Source organism: Bacillus sp. TH17, assembly GCF_016651125.1.
Classification (GTDB): domain Bacteria; phylum Bacillota; class Bacilli; order Bacillales; family Bacillaceae_G; genus Bacillus_A; species Bacillus_A mycoides.
The window spans coordinates 4,087,634-4,107,775 of sequence record NZ_JAEKEN010000001.1; the positions used below are offsets into that span (position 1 = coordinate 4,087,634).

The window sequence follows — 20,142 nt, forward strand, 5'->3', positions numbered from 1 at the left end:
AGGAATACGAATGCACGCTATAATAACCATTAAATAGGAGGTTGTTTCATTTTGACAATAAATCAAATGGTTCAATTGGGTAGTGCCTGTATGCTTTTTATTACTTCAGCACTTATGAGTTGGTATCAAGGGAGTAATTTAATAGATTATCCTGATGAATGGAAATATAGCGCTAAGTTTACGAATTATTTTAAAGGGTACGTTTCACATTATGACGATATTTATCAAATCGATTTCTTTATATATGCGGCAAAATTTTATCCCGGGGCATTTGTCGTTATGCTAATTAGCTTACTTTACATGCTCGTATTAATTCTTCATATTCTATTTAAAAGAAATCATGAGGCAATTTAAATGCATACATAAAAACCCCGAACGATAGACTTTTCAGCCTACCATTCGGGGTACTATTTGTTTTACATTCGTTTCTGATTAGTAACGAATTAAGAAATATTTCTTCTTACCGCGGCGAATGATTGTGAATTTACCTTCGATGCGGTCGTTTTTTGTTACAACGTAGTCTAACGCTTGTGTACGCTCACCGTTTACGTAGATTGCACCGTTAGTTACATCTTCACGTGCTTGACGTTTAGATGGTGAAATTTTACTTTCTACAAGTAAGTCGATTAATACTGTATCTTCTGCAGTGCGTTCTACAGATGGTACGTCTTTGAATCCTTGCTCGATTTCGCTTGCAGTAAGTTCTGCTACAGAGCCACTGAATAATGCAGCTGAAATTTTAATTGCTTGCTCTAACGCTTCTTCGCCGTGAACAAGTTTTGTCATTTCAGATCCTAATGATTTTTGTGCTGCACGTTTTTCTGGTGCTTCAGTTACTTGCTTTTCAAGCTCAAGAATTTCTTCATGAGATAAGAATGTGAAGTATTTTAAGTATTTAACAACGTCGCGGTCATCTGTGTTAATCCAGAATTGGTAGAACTCGTAAGGAGTTGTTTTCTCTGGGTCTAACCAAATTGCGCCGCCCTCTGTTTTACCAAACTTCGTACCGTCAGATTTTGTAACTAGTGGAATTGTTAAACCGAACGCTTTCGCATCTTCTTCTGATTTACGGATTAATTCAAGACCAGCTGTAATGTTACCCCATTGGTCACTACCACCGATTTGTAGACGGCAATTATGGTTTTGGTATAAGTTTAAGAAGTCGTATGATTGTAAAATCATATAACTAAACTCAGTAAATGAAATACCAGTATCTAAACGAGATGCTACTGTATCTTTTGCTAACATATAGTTTAAACCGAAGTTTTTACCGATATCGCGTAAGAATGAAATTACATCTAAGTTACCAAGCCAATCATAGTTATTAGCCATTGTTGCTGGGTTGTCCACGTTTTCGAACTCTAAGAAGTTTGAAAGTTGGTTTTTAATGCTTTCTGTGTAGTAAGCAACTGTATCTTTCGTATTTAATGTACGTTCAGCTTTTTTACCACTTGGGTCACCGATCATACCAGTACCACCGCCAACAAGTGCGATTGGTTGGTGACCAGCTAATTGGAAACGACGTAACATTAATACTGGTAACATATGACCGATGTGTAAGCTATCCGCTGTCGGATCGAAACCACAGTATAATTTAACGCTTTCTTTTTCTAATAATTGCTCAAGGCCCTCAGCATCTGTTTGCTGGTTAATTAGACCGCGAAATTCAAGATCTTGTAAAATACCCATATCCTACATACTCTCCTTTAAGTTCATTACTGGCGTGAAGGTTGAAAACATAAAAAAATCGCCCCTTAAATAAGGGACGATTTTGATTATCGCGTTACCACCCTAGTTGCAGGCAAAAAAAGCCTACCACCTTATTTACATAACGGCTTAGCACCGTCTTTTCCCTTTTGAATACACTTCAATCGAAAAAAGATGCTCTAGGGGCGTAATTCGCGATCATCTATGTGCTGATTTCCACCGACCATCAGCTCTCTAAAACAGGGAAATGATCACTACTTCTCCCTTTCCACGCTCAATTATTCATATACTTTTCTTTATACCATCATTTATATAGGCGTGTCAAATAGAGGTAGGGTTTCTCTCCTTGCCAATCCTTTACAACGTCGCAAAGAGTATCGTAATAAGAGAAAGAATTGGAACTCCAACTAATAACGATACATGAAACACAACCGATAAATCATTTCCAATCGTTGCCTCCACAGGATCTTTCGCTGGAGAACCAAGAAATCCGATTAATCGATCGAAGCGACTTACCGTTTTTGGAAAATCCGGTATTTCTACATGGTCACTATCTAAATGCTGTTTTAATTTATATTCACTCTTAAAGGGATTTTCGCTCAATTTCATCCACCTCCAGCAATTGTTTCAATTTCTTTATCCCGTTATGGAGTCTCGACTTCACTGTTCCAACCGGAATGTTTAATATCTCCGCAATCTCTTTTTGCTGCATATCATGATAATAAGAAAGAATAAGGACAGCTCGCTGTTCTTCAGGAACTTTCAAAATTGCCGCTCTTACTGTGAGCCGATCTTCGTGAGAAAATTCTTTTTCCTGAATCGGCACTAAAAATGGCAAAAGCGTACGCCACTTTTTTCTTCTATTTAATTTATTAATCATAAGACGATAACCAATTTGAAATAAATACGTTTTTATTTTACCTTTTTCAGGTTCATACATATGTTTCTTTCGTTCTAATGTCAAAAATGTATCTTGCACGAGATCGATACTTAATTGTTCATCTCGGTTAAATCGATATAAAAATGTGTATAGCGCTGGTTTGATCAAAACATATAGTTTTTCTCCTGCCTGCTTATCTCCACTTTGATACGCAAGCATGAGCTCTTCCTCAATCCCAATCTGCGCCATGATTTTTGATCTCCTTTATTCCTTTTAATGTTAATGAAATGCGGGAAATTAAATAGCAACTTGCGACAATAATCCATACTTGCGATTGATTCGTAAAAAATTGAACATACGGGTTTTGAATTGTCTGTCCGGTTGAAACTAAAATATTTAATGCTTGCACACATACGCACGCATACACTGCCAAACAAGCCGAAATCGTATCAAATACATTCCAGCGAAAATACACTTTTGTTTTTGTAAAATCAATTTTATATCCTTTTTTCCGTACTATATGTTTTCTATCAAACGGAATAATGATTGAAAACATAACAATCATCATGACACCGGCTGTAATCATTGATACTTTAAATCCGATTGGCATCGGTAATAGCAAACCACAAGAAAATACGACGATAATTCCAATTACGGCAAAAGCAAGAAGTAATTTATTAGACATAAAAAAGCCTCCCTCATCTATTCTTTCATAAATGTATACAGACGAGGAAGGCGCTTCGTTCAAATATTATTTTATTTTTTTTATGATTCTCGCAGGATTCCCGCCCACTACTACATTATCCGGCACATCTTTCGTTACAACGGCGCCAGATGCGATAACCGCATTGTCTCCAATTGTTACACCTGGATTAATAATCGCTCTTCCGCCAATCCATACGTTATCGCCAATTGTAACTGGTTTTCCGTATTCTGATCCGCTTATGCGCTCTACTGGATCAAGCGGGTGTGTTGCTGTATAAATGTGAACACCTGGAGCTAACATGCAGTTCACTCCGATTGTCACCGGGCATACGTCTAAAATCGTACAATCAAAGTTCGCGTAAAAATTTTCACCAACGTGAATGTTATAGCCGTAATCACATCTAAAAGAAGATTCAAGATGAATGTTATCTCCAGTCGTTCCGAATAGTTCTTTTACGATTTCGCTACGCTCTTTTAATTGTACTTCTGGTGTTTCATTTAATTTTCTCGTTAATATACGAGCCTGCTCCCTCTCTTGAATCAAAACAGGATCAGCTGGTATGTACATTTCCCCAAGTATCATCTTTTCTTTTTCTGTTTTCATTTCCTTCTCCCCTTTAACTCGTATGTATAAGTTTATGATACCATAAAAAAAGAAAGGTCTGAACATATTACTTGTTCAGACCCTTCCTTCTTAATCTTCCATCGTTGATAAGTCACCTGTTGGTAAGTTTAGCTCCCAAGCTTTTAATACACGGCGCATAATTTTACCACTTCTCGTTTTCGGTAATTTATCTCTAAATTCAATTTGTCTTGGCGCTGCATGAGCTGCTAAGCCTTTTTTTACAAATTGACGAATCTCTTCTTTTAATTCTTCAGATGGTTCGTATCCCACGCGAAGCGCGATAAATGCTTTAATGATTTCCCCGCGTACTGGATCAGGAATACCAATTACACCAGCTTCTGCTACAGCAGCATGCTCGATTAATTTACTTTCTACTTCAAACGGACCAACACGCTCACCTGACGTCATAATTACATCGTCAATACGTCCTTGGAACCAGAAGTATCCATCTTCATCCATATAAGCAGAGTCACCTGATACGTACCAATCTCCCGGCATAAAGTAAGAATCATATTTTTGTGGGTTATTCCAAACCGCACGCATCATAGATGGCCACCCTTTACCAATTGCTAAGTTCCCCATTGTGTATGGAGGCACTTCATTTCCTTCATTATCAACAATCGCTGCTTTCACACCCGGAATTGGTTTCCCCATTGAACCTGGACGGATTTCCATACAAGGATAGTTACAAATAACTTGTCCGCCTGTTTCTGTCATCCACCACGTATCATGAATACGAAGTCCAAATGCGCTCATACCCCAGCGAATTACTTCTGGATTTAATGGCTCACCAACACTTAATACGTGACGCACTTGTGATAAATCATATTTTTTAATTGCGTCTTGTCCAGCTCCCATTAACATACGGAACGCTGTCGGTGCACTATACCAAACTGTTACACCGTAATCTTGCAGTGCTTCATACCATGCCTCTGGACTAAATCTCCCGCCTAAAATAACATTTGATGCTCCCACTAACCACGGTGCAAAAATACCGTAAGCTGTTCCAGTTACCCAGCCTGGGTCAGCTGTACACCAATATACATCATCTTCTTTTAAATCTAATACCCATTTCGCTGTTTGATAGTGCTGAACCATTGCGTTTTGAGCATGAAGGACGCCTTTTGGCTTACCAGTAGAACCAGATGTGTAATGTAGAATTAAACCGTCTTCACGGCCTAACCACTCGATATGTAATTCTTTTGAAGCTTGTTCAAATAAAGGATTGAACGCTACAGTTTTACCGCCTTCTTCTGCATTGTCTCCAACAAGGAAGACTGTTTTTAAAGCAGGTAAATCATTTAATGGTATGCGCTCTAACAATTCAGGAGTTGTAATTAACACCTTAGCTTCGCTATCTTCTAAACGATCGCGAACTGCGCCTTCCATAAATGCTTCAAATAATGGTCCAACAATTGCCCCTAATTTCACTGCACCTAAAAGTGCGAAATATAATTCTGGGGAACGCGGCATAAAAATAAAAACGCGATCGCCTTTCTCAACATCGCCATAGTTTTTCAGGACATTTCCTGCTTTATTAGAAAAATCCTTCATTTCCTTAAACGTATATTTCTCTTTTCGCGATCCATCTTGATAATAAAGTGCTACTTTATTCTTTCGATCGGATTTCGCATGCTTATCAATTGCCTCATACGCCATATTTACTCGTCCTGTTTCATTCCAAGTAAAATTTTTATTAACCTCTTCCCAGTTAAAATTCGCGTATGCCTCTTCATAATTCGGCAAATTATTTTCTCCTTTAATGACAGGAAGCGTTTCCACTTTCATACTTTACATCCCCCTCCTATGTATTCTATTATCTATTATAATAACATTATTTAAAATTTTCAGTATTTTTGTTGATTTTTAGACAAATTTTTAATGACAAAATTCGATTCACATCGCATATATTATAAAGTACGATATTAATAGATTCACAAACCCTCAAGGTGGTGAGCAATAAATTGATTCATAAAAAAATATATAATGCCAGAAACTTAAAAACAGCGAAAGGCACTTTAATTATTGAAGGTCCTGTCTCTACACATAATCTTGAAATGTATGAATTTCATCAAGACTTAATTGCGTTTCGTCCTGCCGAGCAGCAATATAAAGCAATTGTCGAAATTTCTAAATTACCAGAAGCTCGTCTCATTATTGCTAGACATGACCAAACGATCGTTGGATATGTTACATACTTATATCCTGATCCGCTCGAGCGATGGTCAGAAGGAAAGATTGAAAACTTAATTGAACTCGGGGCGATTGAAGTTGTCCCAGCCTTTCGTGGTTGCTCTGTCGGAAAAAATTTATTAGAAGTTTCAATGATGGACGATCATATGGAAGATTACATTATATTAACGACTGAATATTATTGGCACTGGGATTTAAAACAAACAGGCTTAAATGTTTGGGAATACCGAAAAGTAATGGAAAAAATGATGAATGCTGGTGGTTTACAATGGATGGCTACAGATGATCCTGAAATTTGTTCACATCCTGCCAACTGTTTAATGGTCCGCATCGGTAAACGTGTTGATACGGATTCCATTCAAGCATTCGATCGTCTACGTTTTCACAATCGTTTTATGTATTAATAAAGGGGGGCAACTGGAATGATTGTAGAAGAAATTATGAATCAAGATGTAGTGACACTGCATCCAAACGATACAATTGAAACAGCAATCCGAACGATACGTACGAAAGGCATTCGGCACATTCCAATTGTCGATCAAAATAATCATGTCGTAGGCATTATTTCTGATCGGGATGTAAGAGATGCAAGTCCGTCTATTTTAGATGAACAAGTTTCACTGGATATGCTGAAGCAACCGCTTGAACTCATAATGAAACACCCTGTTATGACTTGTCACCCTCTCGATTTCGTTGAGGAAATTGCGACTTTATTTTTTGAAAATAAAATAGGCTGTCTTCCTGTTACGAAAGCTGGAAAACTCGTAGGTATCATTTCTGAATCTACAGTGCTGCACACGTTAGTGAAATTAACAGGAGCTCATCAACCGAGTTCACAAATTGAAATTCAAGTGAAAAATGAACCTGGTATTCTTGGAAAAGTCGTTGCTATTTTTAGTGATTTACAAATAAATATTGTGAGCGTTCTCGTCTATCCAGCAAAAGATGAGAATGATAAAGTACTCGTTTTCCGCATTCAAACGATGAATCCTCTAAAAGTGATTGATGCACTCGAAGCAGAGGGCTACCGCGTATTATGGCCAAACATAATGGGGATGCAAGCATGAGCAGCGCCTTCATTTATTCGGATGACTTTCGGGGCTATTCTTTTAGCCCTGATCATCCTTTTAACCAACTACGCGTCACACTCACGTATGATTTATTACAAAAGAGTGGTTTTATCTCCCCTTCTCAAGTCATCTCGCCAAGAATGGCTACAGATGAGGAAATTGCATTCATTCATACAGAGGAGTACATAAATGCGGTAAAACTTGCTGGAGAAGGAAAGCTAGAAAAATCAATTGCGATGACATATGGGCTTGGAACAGAAGATACACCAATGTTTCCAAATATGCATGAAGCAAGTGCATTACTCGTTGGCGGAACATTAACAGCTGTCGATGCTGTTATTTCTGGGAAAGTAAAGCACGCCCTCAATTTAGGCGGCGGCTTACATCATGGCTTTCGTGGTAAAGCATCTGGCTTTTGTATTTATAACGATAGCTCTATCGCAATGAAATATATTCAGAAGAAATACGGTTTACGCGTTTTATATATTGATACAGATGCTCATCACGGCGACGGGGTACAATGGTCTTTTTACGACGATCCTAACGTATGCACCATTTCATTACACGAAACTGGGCGTTATTTATTTCCTGGAACTGGCGCAGTAAATGAACGTGGACAAGGAAATGGATATAATTATTCTTTTAACGTTCCACTCGACGCTTTTACAGAAGACGAATCGTTTTTAGATTCATATCGAACAGTTGTAAAAGAAGTGGCAGCATACTTTAAACCGGATATTATTTTAACGCAAAATGGTGCTGATGCACATTATTACGATCCACTTACACACCTTTGCGCAACGATGAACATTTACCGTGAAATACCGAAGCTCGCTCGTGAAATCGCTAATGAATATTGCGACGGTCGCTGGATTGCTGTCGGCGGTGGTGGCTATGATCACTGGCGCGTCGTACCAAGAGCTTGGGCACTCATTTGGCTCGAAATGAACAACATCCAAAACATCTCAGGTTATCTCCCTCCAGAATGGATTGACGCTTGGAAAGGACAAGCAGAAACCGACCTTCCCCTTACATGGGAAGATCCAGACAACATGTATCAACCTATCCCTAGAAAACCAGAAATCGAAGAAAAAAATGCATTAACTGTAGCGAAATCTCTTGAAATTATTCGGAATAATATGACAAAATCTTTATATTAAACAGAGAGGAGGCTCGCTTTTTGAACAGCCTCCTTTTATTTATAGCTAGCTATTATTGTCGTTTTCTGTCGGTAAGTCGATATATTTTGAGATTCGCTGATATATTTTATTTAAGAATTAGCCGGTGCAACTTTTATGAGAAAAGGTCGTGATATTATGTGGACACAACAAATAATCAACACGAAACGTGGCACATTTGAAATCTTTACAAAAGGAAATGGCGAACCGCTTTGCATTACACATCACTATTCACAATTTAATGAAACTGGCGATTACTTTGCGGATGTTTTCACTGCTACGCATCGTGTATTGCTCATTAATTTACGAAACGCTGGTAACTCAGCAAAAGCCAATTCAGAAAAAGAATTAAGTATGATTGAAACCGTTCACGACTTAGAAGCAATACGAGAAACTTTACAACTCCCAACATGGCATTTCGCTGGCCACTCAACAGGCGGTATGCTTGGACTTTAATATGCGATTACATATCCAAATTCCTTACAATCATTAGTCATGGCCGGAGCCGCAGCAAGTAACTATACCGAAACACTATTTTGCATTTATCACCCAGCACATCCTCAGTTTCATTATATGCAACAACTCATCGAAAACTTGAAAAGCCCTCATCTTACAAATGCAGAACGAAAAGAATTATCTACTAAGAGAACAAAATTATCATTGTATAAACCAGAAAACTACAACTCTTATTTTTGTAAACCAATCCAAAAAACAATGTCCGCTAGCCGGATGAACACTTTCGCCAATGAATATCCGTCATTTGATTTAAGAGAGAATTTACCTTCCATCCAAACAAAGACCCTTATTATATGCGGAAGACATGATGTACAGTGCCCGATCCAATATTCTATCGAGATGCATGAGGGTATACGTAATTCTATCTTTGTGATATTTGAGGAGAGTAACCATTATCCTTTTTTAGAAGAAGCTGCTCAGTTTACTTCTACTACTCAAACATTTTATAAATCGTTACACTAGTACCGTTATTACTAAGGAAAGCTCACAGCCTCTATAAGAATATGAACTTTTTTCAAAAGAAATATTTCACACTAGAAACAACAAGAAGAACAAAAAAATCATTAAGCCTACATCAATGAATATCGACTTTTTATCTCCTGCTTTTATACTCATCATAAAATTAGAAATTATTTTAATTCCAAAAAAGACCATCATAAATAACCCACCGAAATGATCATTCGTAGAATCTTCATCATAAAACATTTGTATTGCACCGATAATTAGTAAGATAAGTATGATATTGGTTCCAATCTTTAAAGCCTTGTTTGATTTATTATCTTTTAATGTATCTCCCAAAATGTAGCACGCCCTCTCATGCTCTCCTATGTTTTATCTCTCTTTATATTTTAACATAAATTACCTATTATTCCCTTTTTGTTCGAATAACATAAAAAACCTACCAATTACTTGGCAGGTACATTACACATTAAAGCGATAACCAGCTCCCCACACTGTTTCAATATATTGCGGGTGAGCAGGATCTCTTTCAATTTTTTCACGTAGCTTTCTAATGTGAACAACGACAGTGGCTAAATCGCCAGCTGATTCTAGTCCCCAAATACGTTCAAATAACTGTTCTTTATTTAATACTTGGTTTGGATGCGTTACAAAGAATGTTAATAAATCAAATTCTTTCGTTGTAAACGCAATTTCTTCATTGTTTATAAAAACTTTTCTCGCTCGCTGATCGATAGAAATTCCATGAATATATAACGTATCGCGTTGCTTACTCACATTTCCTGATAATCTTTCATAACGAGAAATATGTGCTTTTACTCTTGCGACTAATTCACTTGGACTAAACGGCTTCGTTATATAATCATCCGCGCCTAAACCGAGTCCGCGAATTTTATCTATATCCTCCTTCTTTGCTGAAACAAGTAAAATCGGAATGTCTTTTATAGCACGTATTTGTTTACAAATTTCAAAACCATTCATTTTCGGAAGCATAATATCTAAAATAATTAAATCATAGTCTTCCTGAAGAGCCATTTGTAGACCTATTTCACCTGAATACTCTACATCGACTTGAAAATCACTAATTTCTAAATAATCTCGCTGTAATTCTGCAATACTTATTTCATCTTCTACTAGTAAAATTCTCTTCATTCTACTCACCACATTCCTGTACTTTTTTCAATGAGAAGAAAATACTTGTACCTTCCCAAAGCTTACTTTCCGCCCAAATTTCCCCGCCATGTTCTTCAACAATTTGCTTCGCTATCGCTAAGCCAAGTCCACTTCCACCTGTGCTAGAATTTCGCGATTGCTCTGCACGATAAAACCGCTCAAATATATACGGCAGCGTATCAGCTTCTATACCTGACCCATTGTCCATCACTTTCACAATAACTTTATTGTTATCACTCAATACTGTTACAGTAATTTTCTTCTCTTCTTTATCCATGTATTTCACACTATTATGAATTAAATTTGATATCACTCTATTTATCTTTTCGCAATCGGCCGTTACATATAGTGGTGATGAATGTAATTGTAAATAAACTTCTATACCTTCCTCACTTAAATCCATCTGCATCTCTTCTAATAATTCCTGCATAAACACGTTTAACTCTATCGTTTCAAACTGAAAGGGAACTCGATTCAAATCAAGCTTTGAAAACAAAAAGAGCTCATCAATGAGTGTATCCATATGTTTTGCCTTCGTATGAATGGTCGTTAAATACTTATCCATTTTTTCTGGCGTATTTGCGACTCCATCTTTTATGCCTTCTACATATCCAATAATAGATGTAATCGGTGTTTTTAAATCATGAGATATGTTTGAAATGAGTTCTTTTCGATTTTCTTCATACTGTGCTTGCATCTCTATCGACTCTTTTAATCTCTTCCTCATTTCCTCAAACCCTTGATTTAATCGCCCAATCTCATCATAGGATGTAACTGGAATTTGAAAATCTAAATCCCCTTCTTTAATTCTCCCAGTCGCATCTTTCAATACAAAAATTGGTTTTATCACACTTCTTGAGACGAAATAACTTAATAACCCTATGAGTAAAATGGCTAACAGTAAAAGCGCTCCGAACAAAATTGGAAATAATTTTTGTGTAAGATCGACAAATGAACTCTGCCTTTTTAGTACAAATATACTCCCTTCTTCATCTCCGGGAAAATAAAAATCAAATTTTACATATCGATAAAATGTATCGCCTAGTTCCGTTGTACCACGACTATTAATATTTGCTGATTCAAATTTCGGAATGGCTTCTTTTAAAGATACACCTTCAAATATTTTTGTAGCATAAGAAATCGTTTCTCCCTTTCTTACAACTATTTTCACACCTTCTTTTTCAAGTGATGAAACGAACGATTCATCTAATAGTTGTGATTGATTTTTCTTTGCCGCTAATTTCAATTCAATATACGTATTCTCTTCTTCTGGCGTAAGCGGCTTTTGAATATAGGAACTTTTATAGAAATTTTTCACTGATTCCAAGTCTCCTGTTATGGAAAAAACAATTAAAAATCCCGCGACTAATATGAGCGTGATGGAAACGAGAATAACAGCGATATAAGAAAATAAAAATCTTGTTTTAATAGACATATGTTACATCCTCACTTTATCCCGCATTAACGGGCAGTAAGACCCCCCACCTCAAAATTCAGAGAAAGCAACGAAGTTAGGTAGGGATCAACTGCACATAAAAGCCCGATTGGTTCAACTAATAATCAGTGGGGGGTACCCCCCACTGATTAAAGTTTCACTTTAACAAACCTTGTTATTCATAAGCATAAAAATATATGTTCAAATACTCAAGCGATTTTATAGTAATTTTAGCGTCAGTTTATAAAAATTTAATGTTCTTATTTTACAGTTGAAATGAGGAGGTTGGAATTCCATGTTCAAAAAAACATTAAGCATGATCTGTTGCGTAATTTTTTTGCAAGGATGCTCGCAAGAACAAGAAGTAAAAAAGGAGATGACAAACATGGAGACAGCACTACTAACAGCTACTGAGAAACAAGAAACGAATACTGTTATATCATTACTCAAAAAAGGGGCTGACATAAATATAACGGACAATAAAGGACGTACCCCTCTTATGATTTCTACATACAAAAATGATGTAAAAACTGCAAAAGCGCTTATTGAAGCAGGGGCTGACGTAAATATCCAAGACGATATGAAAAACAATCCCTTTCTATACGCCGGTGCAGAAGGTTACTTTGATATTTTAAAACTAACGATTGATGCCGGTGCAGATCCATCGCTTACAAATCGTTACGGCGGAACAGCTCTTATCCCCGCCTCAGAACATGGCTATATTGATGTTATTAAAGAACTCCTTACGCGAACAACTATTGATGTTAACCATGTAAATAATCTCGGGTGGACCGCTTTAATGGAAGCCATCGTACTAAGTAACGGAAACGAAACACAGCAACAAGTCATTCAGCTTCTTATTGAGCACGGTGCAGATGTAAATATTCCAGACAACGATGGTGTTACCCCGCTAGAGCATGCCCGTGTTCATAACTTTGAAGAGATAGAGAAGATTTTGTTAGCGACAAATAAATAAAAGCTCATTTCCTATAAAAAACGTATCATTTTCAAATCTATTTTTTGCCATTATCCCCAGTCTATGCTACAGTTATTTCGTCACATAGCTATACAGCTAGACAACTTATATATTTATAATAGGGTGGGAAAAAAACATGAGCAAACCTCGTATTGGAATGATTGGATTAGGTAGTATTGCACAAAAGGCTTACCTTCCAACACTGACAAAGGAAACTGATTGGACTTTTGTGGGAGCGTTTACACCTAATGTTAATAAAAGAAAACAAATTTGCGAGCAATATCGTATTCAAGATTTCGCTAACCTTCAGGCACTCGCTTCAGAATGTGATGCGGCTTTCGTTCATAGTTCAACTGCTACACATTATGAAATCGTTTCTGAACTTCTGAAAAAAGGAATCGATGTTTATGTTGATAAGCCGCTAGCTGCTACTACTGAGCAAGCAGAGAAGCTAGTTGAAATGAGTGAAAAGTATAATCGAAAGTTAATGGTGGGATTTAATCGCCGTTTCGTTCCTATGTACGTTACTGCCAAAGAGCAAGCTAATGATACTTCATGGATTCGAATTGAAAAGCACCGCACAAATAAGGTGGGGCCATATACGTATGACTTTACTATGTTAGATGATTACTTACATATTGTAGATACTGCTCGCTGGTTAGCTAATGATGATCTTAACGTCGTTCATAATATGATGCAAATTAATGAAAAGAATGAACTTCTTTACGGACACCATACATATACAACTCCAAGTGGACTGTTACTTTCTACCGCGATGCATCGCCATGCAGGTACAAACTTAGAACAAATTGAACTTGTAACGACAGGGAAAATTATTCGCGTAAAAAATATGAATACATTTGAAATTGAACAAGAAAACTCCGTTTCGCAAAGCGGTTCACCATCATGGGATACGACGTTAAAACAGCGCGGTTTTGAAGATGCTGTTCATCATTTTATCGAATGTGTTCACGGAGATACAAAACCTGTTGTAGATGGATTAGAAGGATTAAAAACGCAGCAACTGTTGCAATCTCTACTGGAGAATGCAACTAAAAATTAAAACGGATACATTTTTCAGAATTTACTTTCATTCCCATTTCCTCTTTATTTCTCTCGCAAATTTCTATAGAATATGTTGATAGGAATTATAAATTTCATATTGAATCGTGGAAAGGATGGGATTAACACATGTGGAATGAATTTAAAAAGTTCGCTTTAAAGGGAAACGTCATTGATCTAGCTGTCGGGGTTGTAATCGGTGCTGCATTCGGTAAAATCGTTAGTTCTTTAGTAAAAGATATCATTACACCATTAATAGGTTTATTAATGGGGGGAATTAACTTCACAGGATTAAAATTCACAGTAGGCGAGGCCTCTATTAAATATGGTAACTTTATCCAAACGATATTTGACTTCCTAATTGTTGCATTTGCAATCTTCATTTTCGTTAAAGTCTTTAACAAAATGACTTTAAAAAGAGAAGCTGAAAAGAAAGAAGAAAAAGCAACAAAAGAAGAAGTTCTTCTTAGCGAAATTCGCGACTTACTAAAACAACAAAACTCTTCTAAAGATAGAGCATAATTGAACGGATAAAAAGGCATGCCCCCTCGGGACATGCCTTTTCTATATGCTATAAAGTTTCCGAATTCATATGAATAAATAAAATAATACCAGCAACCATAAGTACCATAATACTACCTGCAAATAGTGTAATACCCATGAACATTAAACTTGTGCTCATGTCCACTGATACACTTTCAATAAAAATAGAAATTACATACGTGATAAGGGCGATTCCTGCAAGAATACTTCCTGGAACAAATCGCTTTAAGCCATTTTGTTTTAACGTCATATATGCAAAAATAGCAGTCATGCAAAGCGTAATTATCCAAAGAACGATCATCTCTTCTCCCCCCTCACAAGCCTTTTCTTTCTATTATACATGACATTGCCCTATAATAGTTAAATTTGCACTTGTGTGACATATAACAAGGAATAATCCAAACTGTAGCGAATGTCTTATGAAGAATCCCAAATACATTATCATTATCAAAGTAACGTATTTACAATACCCGCTTCACTTATCGCGAGTATTGTTTATAAAGTAAGACATTCAGCATAAGGAGACTGATCTCATGTGTATGCTGTAAAATTATTATTTGAATCTGTCCATTCAGGTAAACCTAATCCTAGTAAAATTGATGAACATTATGAAGAGAATCACGATACACTTTTTGAAGAAAATATCATTCTCGTTAAGGCGAACAGTTTAGAGGAAGCTCATGAGCTAGGTGAAAAGATAGCTCTACAGTCTGAAGATACGTACGATAATATGTACGGTGAGCAAGTAACATGGACGTTTAGAAAAGTGTTGCATGTTTTCGAATTAGATGACACACCATTTGAGACAGGAAAAGAATTATATGCACGCCTTTTACATGTTAAGAAAACTGAAAGTGTAGATACAGTAGTTAAACACCATTATCCTGAATATGAATAAAAGCTCACAGCTATCGCTGTGAGCTCTCTTATTCTTACTTCGTTGAATCTCTAAATTGGATACGGTGAGGTAAGATAACTGAGTGATCTTCTACTTTTTCTTTGTTCATATATTTCGTTAGTAGACGCATTGCTACTGCACCGATATCATACATTGGTTGTACAACTGTCGAAAGTTGCGGACGAACCATTAATGCAAGACGTGTGTTGTCAAAACCAAGCACTTCGATATCCGTTGGTACGTTTAATCCCGCGTCTTGTGCTGCGTGGATTACACCTAGTGCCATTTCATCAGAAGATACGAAGATTGCTGTTGGTTTTTCATCCATGCCCCAAAGTCTTTCAAACGCTTCTATACCTGAATCATATGTGTAATCTCCATCAATTATAAGATTTTCATCATATGAAATACCTGCTTCTTCTAAAGCTTTTTTATAACCTTGTAACTTCTTCGCGCTTCCTGCTTTATTAATGAAAGGACCAGAGACGAAACCGATACGTTTATGTCCTTGCTCAATAAAATGCTTCATTGCATCGTAAGCTGCTTGTGTATAATCAATATTTACTGATGACGTTTCATTTTGTTCATCAAATGACGCTGCTAATACAATTGGTACTGGAGATTTTTTGAACTCTTCAACGTGAATATCTGTAATATCTTCACCCATGAAAACAATCCCGTCCACTTGTTTCCCAAGCATCGTATTTAATAAGTGGAACTCTTTCTCTTTGTTCTGGTCAGAGTTACTTAAAATGATGTTATATTTGTACATTGTTGCGATATCTTCAATTCCACGAGCAAGTTCTGCATAAAACGTATTTGAGATATCAGGAATAATAACACCCACTGTAGTTGTCTTCTTACTTGCTAGTCCACGTGCTACCGCATTCGGGCGGTATCCTAAACGATCAATTGCTTCTAATACTTTCTTTCTTGTTGTAGGCTTTACATTTGGGTTACCATTCACAACGCGTGATACGGTAGCCATTGAAACATTTGCTTCACGCGCTACATCATAGATTGTTACGTTCATCTCTTCGTACACTCCTTCTATTTATGTTATCTATTTTTATGTATCGGTTCACTTGAATGAAAAAAAGACATCAACTCTATTTGCAGATGCCAACAATCGTCCCGAGTTCTTCCTTTTACTAATGATACGCTAAAAACACAGGGTCATACAATATTTTCCCGCAAAAGTTTCGAAAAAATTCGCTTCTTTTCTCGTATTTTCGTATTTTTTATGCAAAAAAGGTCAATTTTTGTAAAAAAGCTATGTAACAAGGGCTACATAGACTAAGAAATCTTTTTATAATTTACTTCCGAATGCTTTTAATTCTTTCATAAACTCATTGAATTCTGGAATGTCCATTTGCTGCGCTGCATCTGATAATGCAACTGCTGGGTCTGGATGTACTTCAGCCATAATAGCAAAAGCACCAATTGCCATAGCCGCTTTTGCAAACGGTAAGAGAAGGTCACGTCGCCCTGTAGGGTGTGTTACATCGACAACAACAGGGAAATGTGTTTCTTTCTTTTAAATTGGCACAGCGGAAATATCAAGCGTATTACGCGTTGCTGATTCATATGTGCGAATACCACGCTCACATAAAATGATAGTACCATTCCCCTCTGCCATACTATATTCTGCTACATTAATAAATTCTTCAATTGTTGCTGATAAACCACGCTTTAATAATATTGGTTTATTTACAGCACCAGCTGCCTTTAACAGTTCAAAGTTTTGCATATTGCGAGCGCCAATTTGAATAACATCAACATAATCTGACACTTTAAAGAAGGCACTGAAAGAGTCTATTTCATAAGAAAAAAGAGGTCATTCCCTACTATGTACAGGTAATGACCTCCTTTCTTCTTTCAACATCTTTAGGAAATTCGAAATGTTTTTCTCGAAGTATTCACTTTTTCAGTAGCCTCAGCTTAAAAACTGTCTTTTTTTATTATAGGAAAGAAACAAACGGTTTATCGCTGTTCTTCTCTTTTATAATAACAGCCTCGATTTTATTCTCGGACTTTATTTGTAATTGAACTTTAGCATCTTTAGGAAATTGTTCTAACATACTTTGAGCAGCCGTTTGAGAGAGTGCCATTAATTCTGACTTACCGTTATATTTAACGACAATATCCATCTTTAATTTATCCATCTTATTTTGCTTATAAGAAATCTTAGCATTAACAGGGATATAATCTCCTGGAGAAAATGCCTTCATTGCTTCAGAAAATTTCTTTAGCTTATCATTATCTTCTCCATGTGCCCCCCCAAATTCTTGAGAAGGATACGAATACGACTTTTCATCAATAGTATCCCAATTTCCAAGATTAGTCTCGTTCTTTTGAACAGTAGCGCTTGAAATATAAGTACCATTCTTTAAAGAACTTGTACTTTCTTGCTTGAATATAGCAAACGTAATTGGAGATTTGTTATATTTATCATTTTTATTAATAGCTTCTATAAGCCCCTTAGCGACTTCAGTACCTTTAGAAATAGCTTCCTCATTAGATACACTTGAAGACATAGATAAACCAATAACAACGCCAGATAAGCTTAGTTCATTTGAATTTTGTTTGCCGAAGTAGTCCTGTTCTATAATATTAGTCAAAACTGGTACTTCTTGTTTCGTAACTAATTCATCAATTGTTTTCTCTGGAATATATTGATTTAATTGTAATACGTAATTTTCTGTATCGAATTGTTTTGAAGCAATATCCATTAAACCATTTTCATATTCTGCTAAATCTAGTTTAGAATTAGTTTTAACATTAACTGTATTAATTACCTTTTGTTCTTTTAAAGGAATAACAGTTCTATAGTAATCCTTAGAAACAGCAGTTCTTGGAATCATACTTTTTTCTTTCGTATCCTTCTGTACAACTTCATCTTTCTTCTCAATAGTATTATTGCTGCAAGCCCCCAGTAATAAACTTAAACTTGCGATGCATAATGCCATTTTCTTCATTGCTTAAAACCCACTTTCAAAAGTCAATTTACTTAGTTTTAAAGTATCTCTAGTGTACCACTAAACATATTGCAACAAAATAAAAAAGAAGCAAGCCCTTTGCAGTGACCCCTGTCAAGTAGACAGTATTTAAAAAGCGCAACTAAGCAACCTGAGTTCTATATTTATATGGACTCAGGTTATTTAATTTCTTTTGAAATCTTTGATGATTATAAAAGTGCATATATTTACGCACGGCAAGTTTGACCTCATTCGCTTTACGGAAGGAGTATAAATGAAAACACTCTGCCTTAAAGTGACTGAAGAAGTTTTCCATACAAGCATTATCCCAACAGTTGCCTCTTCGAGACATACTTGCCTTCATCTGATATTTTTTAAGTAATTGATTATATTGACGAGATGTATACTGGGATCCTTGATCACTATGTAAGAGGATTCCCTTCACATTTCGTTTTTTCTTTGCCTTTTTAAGCGTATCTAACACAAGCTTTAAGTCGTTTCTACGACTGGTTTCATAGGCAACAATTTCATTATTGTATAAATCCTTAATAGCGGATAAGTACAAGCGCTGTCCATTGAAAATCAAATAGGTAATATCGGTTACCCATTTCTCATTCGGTTTTGAAGCCTGAAACTCCCTATTTAGATGGTTCTCTGAAATCACATAAGCTTCTTTTTTTCCGTAATAAGGTCGTTTTTTCCTAATTACGGCTTTGATACCTAGTTCACTCATCAATCTTTGGATGTGCTTATGGTTCAAATGAAGGTTATATGTGGCTTTCAGCCACACTTGTATTCTTCTATATCCATAAATTCCTCTTAATTTTTTATGACACTCCAATATCTTTTTCTTAATTTCGATATCCTCTGATTGTTTTTTAGAAGGCGTCGTATGCCGTTTTAGCCATTTGTAGTATCCACTTCTGGTTACACCAGCAATATCGCATAGAATGGTCACTGTATAACCTGTTTTTGTCATTTCATGGATGACTTCGAATTTTTTTATTTTGGATACGACTTTCATTCCTCCTTTTACATCCCTAAGAGCTTTTTTAACATTTCATTTTCCGCTTCTAATCGTCTGATCTTAGCTTCAGGATCTTCGGGTCTAACCCTTGGTCTACCTAAACCTGGTCCTTTCGCTTTACCGCGTTTTTCTTCTAGTCCTTTGATTCCTTCAGCTTCAAAGTGTTTCACCCAACGACTTACAACCGAGTGATGAATACCTAATTCTTTCGCAATGGTTTTATAGCTCATGCCTTCTTTTAAGTATAAATCTATAGCTTGTTTCTTAAATTCTACATCGTAAGTGACTCTAATTTTTCCCATGAAAAAATCCCCTCCATAGTAAACAGGTTAATGTGCTTTCTTTTTCCTGTCTACTATAAGGGGATCATATCACTTCGCTTGCCTCTCCCTATTTTACATTCTCTTCTAAAGCTTCTTTTTTAATATTCCAGTGCGATGTATGCCATACTACCATTCCATCTTTTATGTATAACACTTGCGGAGATTCATGCTTAATGCTGTACTGCTCTGCAACATGGTTCGAAACATCTCTCGCCTCTTGTACGTATAAGTAATATGCTGGCACTTCTCTTTCTTCACCGCAATACGCTTGAAACTCTGTATATGCCCCGTGACTAATTGGACATGTCGTACTATGTTTAAAAAGAACGTAAGGCTCGTTCTTTTCTACTAACGCTTCAAGTTCTTCAATCGTTTCAATCTTCATCATACTCAT

General features: G+C 36.4%; 23 protein-coding genes, 3 pseudogenes and 1 other annotated feature. Of the genes and pseudogenes, 10 read left to right on the top strand and 16 right to left on the bottom strand.

What is annotated here, in order from left to right; all coding sequences use genetic code 11:
- Nucleotides 1-51: 51 nt before the first annotated feature.
- The gene (locus tag JFT95_RS20930; RefSeq protein ID WP_060750626.1) at nucleotides 52-354 is read left to right on the top strand and encodes a YjdJ family protein; all 303 of its coding nucleotides are present in this window, start codon (nucleotides 52-54) and stop codon (nucleotides 352-354) included.
- A gap of 78 nt (nucleotides 355-432) precedes the next feature.
- On the opposite strand, the gene tyrS is transcribed toward JFT95_RS20930, so the two are convergent.
- The 6 genes from tyrS to acsA all read right to left on the bottom strand — a co-directional run bounded on the left by tyrS (nucleotide 433) and on the right by acsA (nucleotide 5,705).
- Nucleotides 433-1,689: a tyrosine--tRNA ligase gene (gene tyrS, locus JFT95_RS20935; protein ID WP_201053160.1), complete on the bottom strand. Its 1,257-nt coding sequence runs from the start codon at nucleotides 1,687-1,689 to the stop codon at nucleotides 433-435.
- Between the two features lie 69 nt (nucleotides 1,690-1,758).
- Nucleotides 1,759-1,987, bottom strand: a binding site (T-box leader).
- A gap of 77 nt (nucleotides 1,988-2,064) precedes the next feature.
- A complete protein-coding gene (locus JFT95_RS20940) occupies nucleotides 2,065-2,310 on the bottom strand; it encodes a hypothetical protein (RefSeq protein ID WP_001293781.1) in 246 nt (81 codons plus the stop codon).
- Nucleotides 2,291-2,836: an RNA polymerase sigma factor gene (locus JFT95_RS20945; RefSeq protein ID WP_002143399.1), complete on the bottom strand. Its 546-nt coding sequence runs from the start codon at nucleotides 2,834-2,836 to the stop codon at nucleotides 2,291-2,293. The genes JFT95_RS20940 and JFT95_RS20945 overlap by 20 nt, the downstream gene beginning before the upstream one ends.
- Nucleotides 2,817-3,272, bottom strand: coding sequence for a hypothetical protein (locus JFT95_RS20950; protein ID WP_002143400.1), 456 nt, complete (start codon nucleotides 3,270-3,272; stop codon nucleotides 2,817-2,819). Before JFT95_RS20950 ends, JFT95_RS20945 begins: the two co-directional genes overlap by 20 nt.
- Nucleotides 3,273-3,338: 66 nt before the next feature.
- Entirely contained in the window at nucleotides 3,339-3,896 is a 558-nt protein-coding gene (locus JFT95_RS20955) for a maltose acetyltransferase domain-containing protein (protein ID WP_002143401.1), read from the bottom strand.
- Nucleotides 3,897-3,986: 90 nt separating this feature from the next.
- On the bottom strand, nucleotides 3,987-5,705 hold the full coding sequence (gene acsA, locus JFT95_RS20960; protein ID WP_003191836.1) for an acetate--CoA ligase: 1,719 nt from the start codon (nucleotides 5,703-5,705) through the stop codon (nucleotides 3,987-3,989).
- Nucleotides 5,706-5,881: 176 nt separating this feature from the next.
- Between acsA and acuA the strand changes: the two genes are divergently transcribed.
- The 4 genes and pseudogenes from acuA (at nucleotide 5,882) to JFT95_RS20980 (ending at nucleotide 9,336) form a co-directional block, all read left to right on the top strand.
- Nucleotides 5,882-6,514, top strand: a complete 633-nt coding sequence (acuA, locus tag JFT95_RS20965; protein ID WP_002089011.1) for an acetoin utilization protein acetyltransferase AcuA — start codon at nucleotides 5,882-5,884, stop codon at nucleotides 6,512-6,514.
- Between the two features lie 18 nt (nucleotides 6,515-6,532).
- Complete coding sequence (locus JFT95_RS20970) at nucleotides 6,533-7,177, top strand: acetoin utilization AcuB family protein (RefSeq protein ID WP_000634566.1); 645 nt, start codon at nucleotides 6,533-6,535, stop codon at nucleotides 7,175-7,177.
- The gene (gene acuC / locus JFT95_RS20975) at nucleotides 7,174-8,340 is read left to right on the top strand and encodes an acetoin utilization protein AcuC (protein WP_078175968.1); all 1,167 of its coding nucleotides are present in this window, start codon (nucleotides 7,174-7,176) and stop codon (nucleotides 8,338-8,340) included. The genes JFT95_RS20970 and acuC overlap by 4 nt, the downstream gene beginning before the upstream one ends.
- Before the next feature lie 135 nt (nucleotides 8,341-8,475).
- A pseudogene (locus JFT95_RS20980) lies at nucleotides 8,476-9,336 on the top strand (alpha/beta fold hydrolase).
- A gap of 66 nt (nucleotides 9,337-9,402) precedes the next feature.
- Here JFT95_RS20980 and JFT95_RS20985 read toward each other — a convergent pair.
- From JFT95_RS20985 to JFT95_RS20995, 3 genes are all read right to left on the bottom strand, one after another.
- Nucleotides 9,403-9,672, bottom strand: coding sequence for a hypothetical protein (locus tag JFT95_RS20985; protein WP_002129432.1), 270 nt, complete (start codon nucleotides 9,670-9,672; stop codon nucleotides 9,403-9,405).
- 123 nt (nucleotides 9,673-9,795) lie between these two features.
- The gene (locus JFT95_RS20990; protein ID WP_002015585.1) at nucleotides 9,796-10,485 is read right to left on the bottom strand and encodes a response regulator transcription factor; all 690 of its coding nucleotides are present in this window, start codon (nucleotides 10,483-10,485) and stop codon (nucleotides 9,796-9,798) included.
- 1 nt (nucleotide 10,486) lies between these two features.
- Complete coding sequence (locus tag JFT95_RS20995) at nucleotides 10,487-11,941, bottom strand: sensor histidine kinase (RefSeq protein ID WP_201053162.1); 1,455 nt, start codon at nucleotides 11,939-11,941, stop codon at nucleotides 10,487-10,489.
- A 295-nt stretch (nucleotides 11,942-12,236) separates the two neighbouring features.
- Between JFT95_RS20995 and JFT95_RS21000 the strand changes: the two genes are divergently transcribed.
- From JFT95_RS21000 to mscL, 3 genes are all read left to right on the top strand, one after another.
- Nucleotides 12,237-12,917, top strand: coding sequence for an ankyrin repeat domain-containing protein (locus JFT95_RS21000; RefSeq protein WP_201053163.1), 681 nt, complete (start codon nucleotides 12,237-12,239; stop codon nucleotides 12,915-12,917).
- A 136-nt stretch (nucleotides 12,918-13,053) separates the two neighbouring features.
- On the top strand, nucleotides 13,054-13,980 hold the full coding sequence (locus JFT95_RS21005; protein ID WP_201053165.1) for a Gfo/Idh/MocA family protein: 927 nt from the start codon (nucleotides 13,054-13,056) through the stop codon (nucleotides 13,978-13,980).
- A gap of 128 nt (nucleotides 13,981-14,108) precedes the next feature.
- Nucleotides 14,109-14,501, top strand: a complete 393-nt coding sequence (gene mscL / locus JFT95_RS21010; RefSeq protein ID WP_002143414.1) for a large conductance mechanosensitive channel protein MscL — start codon at nucleotides 14,109-14,111, stop codon at nucleotides 14,499-14,501.
- A gap of 49 nt (nucleotides 14,502-14,550) precedes the next feature.
- Here the strand turns inward: mscL and JFT95_RS21015 are convergent, their stop codons facing one another.
- Nucleotides 14,551-14,823, bottom strand: coding sequence for a DUF3917 domain-containing protein (locus tag JFT95_RS21015; protein ID WP_000636592.1), 273 nt, complete (start codon nucleotides 14,821-14,823; stop codon nucleotides 14,551-14,553).
- A gap of 111 nt (nucleotides 14,824-14,934) precedes the next feature.
- On the opposite strand from JFT95_RS21015, the pseudogene JFT95_RS21020 reads away from it, so the two are divergent.
- Both JFT95_RS21020 and JFT95_RS21025 read left to right on the top strand, forming a co-directional pair.
- A pseudogene (locus tag JFT95_RS21020) lies at nucleotides 14,935-15,042 on the top strand (DUF3949 domain-containing protein); the annotation flags it as partial.
- A gap of 15 nt (nucleotides 15,043-15,057) precedes the next feature.
- Nucleotides 15,058-15,420, top strand: a complete 363-nt coding sequence (locus JFT95_RS21025; RefSeq protein ID WP_201053168.1) for a DUF4288 domain-containing protein — start codon at nucleotides 15,058-15,060, stop codon at nucleotides 15,418-15,420.
- Between the two features lie 34 nt (nucleotides 15,421-15,454).
- On the opposite strand, the gene ccpA is transcribed toward JFT95_RS21025, so the two are convergent.
- The 6 genes and pseudogenes from ccpA to ytxJ all read right to left on the bottom strand — a co-directional run bounded on the left by ccpA (nucleotide 15,455) and on the right by ytxJ (nucleotide 20,142).
- Nucleotides 15,455-16,453: a catabolite control protein A gene (gene ccpA, locus JFT95_RS21030; protein WP_002034370.1), complete on the bottom strand. Its 999-nt coding sequence runs from the start codon at nucleotides 16,451-16,453 to the stop codon at nucleotides 15,455-15,457.
- 276 nt (nucleotides 16,454-16,729) lie between these two features.
- Nucleotides 16,730-17,209, bottom strand: a pseudogene (locus tag JFT95_RS29370) (bifunctional 3-deoxy-7-phosphoheptulonate synthase/chorismate mutase); the annotation flags it as partial.
- A gap of 172 nt (nucleotides 17,210-17,381) precedes the next feature.
- Complete coding sequence (locus JFT95_RS21045; protein WP_002015611.1) at nucleotides 17,382-18,398, bottom strand: CamS family sex pheromone protein; 1,017 nt, start codon at nucleotides 18,396-18,398, stop codon at nucleotides 17,382-17,384.
- 142 nt (nucleotides 18,399-18,540) lie between these two features.
- Nucleotides 18,541-19,422 (bottom strand): IS3 family transposase, encoded by an 882-nt coding sequence (locus JFT95_RS21050; RefSeq protein ID WP_002140633.1) that lies wholly within the window; start codon nucleotides 19,420-19,422, stop codon nucleotides 18,541-18,543.
- Between the two features lie 8 nt (nucleotides 19,423-19,430).
- Entirely contained in the window at nucleotides 19,431-19,727 is a 297-nt protein-coding gene (locus JFT95_RS21055) for a transposase (protein WP_002135468.1), read from the bottom strand.
- 88 nt (nucleotides 19,728-19,815) lie between these two features.
- Nucleotides 19,816-20,142: a bacillithiol system redox-active protein YtxJ gene (gene ytxJ, locus JFT95_RS21060; RefSeq protein WP_002067603.1), complete on the bottom strand. Its 327-nt coding sequence runs from the start codon at nucleotides 20,140-20,142 to the stop codon at nucleotides 19,816-19,818.

Bases quoted from the DNA above. Each gene is read 5' to 3' on its own strand.
- tyrS (WP_201053160.1), bottom strand. From the start codon at position 1,689: ATGGGTATTTTACAAGATCTTGAATTTCGCGGTCTAATTAACCAGCAA.
- JFT95_RS20945 (WP_002143399.1), bottom strand. From the start codon at position 2,836: ATGGCGCAGATTGGGATTGAGGAAGAGCTCATGCTTGCGTATCAAAGT.
- JFT95_RS20950 (WP_002143400.1), bottom strand. From the start codon at position 3,272: ATGTCTAATAAATTACTTCTTGCTTTTGCCGTAATTGGAATTATCGTC.
- JFT95_RS20955 (WP_002143401.1), bottom strand. From the start codon at position 3,896: ATGAAAACAGAAAAAGAAAAGATGATACTTGGGGAAATGTACATACCA.
- acsA (WP_003191836.1), bottom strand. From the start codon at position 5,705: ATGAAAGTGGAAACGCTTCCTGTCATTAAAGGAGAAAATAATTTGCCG.
- JFT95_RS20970 (WP_000634566.1), top strand. From the start codon at position 6,533: ATGATTGTAGAAGAAATTATGAATCAAGATGTAGTGACACTGCATCCA.
- acuC (WP_078175968.1), top strand. From the start codon at position 7,174: ATGAGCAGCGCCTTCATTTATTCGGATGACTTTCGGGGCTATTCTTTT.
- JFT95_RS20990 (WP_002015585.1), bottom strand. From the start codon at position 10,485: ATGAAGAGAATTTTACTAGTAGAAGATGAAATAAGTATTGCAGAATTA.
- JFT95_RS20995 (WP_201053162.1), bottom strand. From the start codon at position 11,941: ATGTCTATTAAAACAAGATTTTTATTTTCTTATATCGCTGTTATTCTC.
- JFT95_RS21000 (WP_201053163.1), top strand. From the start codon at position 12,237: ATGTTCAAAAAAACATTAAGCATGATCTGTTGCGTAATTTTTTTGCAA.
- JFT95_RS21005 (WP_201053165.1), top strand. From the start codon at position 13,054: ATGAGCAAACCTCGTATTGGAATGATTGGATTAGGTAGTATTGCACAA.
- mscL (WP_002143414.1), top strand. From the start codon at position 14,109: ATGTGGAATGAATTTAAAAAGTTCGCTTTAAAGGGAAACGTCATTGAT.
- JFT95_RS21015 (WP_000636592.1), bottom strand. From the start codon at position 14,823: ATGATCGTTCTTTGGATAATTACGCTTTGCATGACTGCTATTTTTGCA.
- ccpA (WP_002034370.1), bottom strand. From the start codon at position 16,453: ATGAACGTAACAATCTATGATGTAGCGCGTGAAGCAAATGTTTCAATG.
- JFT95_RS21045 (WP_002015611.1), bottom strand. From the start codon at position 18,398: ATGAAGAAAATGGCATTATGCATCGCAAGTTTAAGTTTATTACTGGGG.
- JFT95_RS21050 (WP_002140633.1), bottom strand. From the start codon at position 19,422: ATGAAAGTCGTATCCAAAATAAAAAAATTCGAAGTCATCCATGAAATG.
- JFT95_RS21055 (WP_002135468.1), bottom strand. From the start codon at position 19,727: ATGGGAAAAATTAGAGTCACTTACGATGTAGAATTTAAGAAACAAGCT.
- ytxJ (WP_002067603.1), bottom strand. From the start codon at position 20,142: ATGAGTATGATGAAGATTGAAACGATTGAAGAACTTGAAGCGTTAGTA.